Below are 1,831 nucleotides of genomic sequence, written 5' to 3' on the forward strand. Positions count from 1 at the left end.
GATTAAGCGTGGCGTGCCGGCAGTGTCGTACACCGGTAACCAGGTGCGCATCCTTACCGACAGCGCCCACAATAAAGCGCGCATTTTGCAGATCGACGATCAGAAAATTCGCGCCGACCTCAAGGCTGGGCGTGTGGTTGTAGTCGCTGGTTTCCAAGGCGTGGACGAGCAGGGCAATATCACAACGCTGGGTCGTGGCGGGTCTGACACCACAGGCGTTGCCCTGGCGGCAGCGTTGAAGGCCCAGGAGTGCCAGATTTACACCGACGTCGATGGCGTTTACACCACTGACCCGCGCGTTGTTCCCCAGGCTCGTCGTCTGGACAAGATCACCTTTGAAGAAATGCTGGAAATGGCCAGCCTGGGCTCCAAGGTGCTGCAGATTCGTTCGGTGGAATTCGCCGGCAAATACAACGTCCCGCTGCGCGTGCTGCACAGCTTCCAAGAGGGTCCGGGCACCCTTATTACTATTGATGAAGAGGAATCCATGGAACAGCCGATCATCTCCGGCATCGCCTTCAACCGCGACGAAGCCAAGCTGACCATCCGTGGCGTGCCGGATACCCCCGGTGTAGCCTTCAAAATTCTCGGCCCGATCAGCGCCGCGAACATTGAAGTGGACATGATCGTGCAGAACGTTGCGCACGATAACACCACCGATTTCACCTTCACCGTACACCGCAACGACTACCAAAACGCCCAGCAAGTGCTGGAGCAGACCGCGCGCGAAATCAACGCACGTGAAGTAAGCGGCGATTTGAAGATTGCCAAGGTGTCGATCGTCGGCGTGGGTATGCGCTCTCACGCTGGTGTTGCCAGCCGTATGTTCGAGGCGTTGGCCAAGGAAAGCATCAATATCCAGATGATCTCGACCTCTGAAATCAAGGTGTCGGTGGTGATCGAAGAGAAATACCTGGAGCTGGCGGTACGTGCCCTGCACACCGCGTTCGAGCTGGACGCCCCGGCCCGACAAGGCGATTAAAAGCGAATATCCAGAAGGCGCGGGTGAATCTGCGCCTTTTGTTTTTTTGGCCGGGTAGGTGGAACTTTCTTTCTGCCTACACTAGTCAATACTTGGGTGACGGCGGCGGTGAGGTTGATATCTACCGCTGCCGTCACCATTTTAATTTTTGCAGACTGTCTAGTTGTCCTGAACTGTAAATCCGTAAGGAGAAAGGAATGCTGATTCTGACTCGCCGGGTCGGAGAGACCCTGATGGTAGGTGACGATGTCACTGTCACCGTGTTGGGCGTTAAAGGTAACCAGGTGCGAATTGGCGTTAATGCGCCTAAAGAAGTTGCTGTGCACCGTGAGGAAATTTACCAGCGCATCCAGAAAGAGAAGGACCAAGAACCAAGCCACTAATTTTTATCAATTTTTGGCTTTGCAAACGGGGAAAACATGGATATCATGCGCCCCGTGTTGCGGAGAGGTGGCCGAGTGGCCGAAGGCGCTCCCCTGCTAAGGGAGTACACCTCAAAAGGGTGTCGGGGGTTCGAATCCCCCCTTCTCCGCCATTATTTCGAAAGAAGTTGATGGTTTGGTTTTAAGCGGTAAGTTGTTGAAATTGCTGAAAAAAATCGATTGACCGTCAGTTTCGAAGCTTTATAATTTGCGCCACACTGCACTCATAGCTCAGCTGGATAGAGTACTCGGCTACGAACCGAGCGGTCGGAGGTTCGAATCCTCCTGAGTGCACCATTTAAAACGGTCAGATTTGTTGTTAAACAGGTCGATTGTTTAAGTCAGAGTCGTAGTACGAGAGTCTCTGAAAAGTAGTTGAAAGTTGTAATTTGCACTCATAGCTCAGCTGGATAGAGTACTCGGCTAC

General features: G+C 53.2%; 2 protein-coding genes and 2 tRNA genes. All 4 read left to right on the top strand.

The window, feature by feature from the left end; translation table 11 throughout:
* A partial coding sequence (locus AAAB16_RS18200) for an aspartate kinase (RefSeq protein ID WP_340664592.1) occupies positions 1-982 on the top strand: 982 nt, incomplete at its 5' end.
* A gap of 197 nt (positions 983-1,179) precedes the next feature.
* The gene (gene csrA / locus AAAB16_RS18205; RefSeq protein WP_003283978.1) at positions 1,180-1,365 is read left to right on the top strand and encodes a carbon storage regulator CsrA; all 186 of its coding nucleotides are present in this window, start codon (positions 1,180-1,182) and stop codon (positions 1,363-1,365) included.
* A 61-nt stretch (positions 1,366-1,426) separates the two neighbouring features.
* Positions 1,427-1,517 (top strand) — tRNA-Ser (locus tag AAAB16_RS18210).
* Between the two features lie 107 nt (positions 1,518-1,624).
* Positions 1,625-1,701: transfer RNA gene (locus AAAB16_RS18215), tRNA-Arg, on the top strand.
* Positions 1,702-1,831: the final 130 nt, after the last annotated feature.

The sequence above is a fragment of the Pseudomonas sp. genome, assembly GCF_037994325.1.
Taxonomy (GTDB): Bacteria; Pseudomonadota; Gammaproteobacteria; order Pseudomonadales; family Pseudomonadaceae; genus Aquipseudomonas.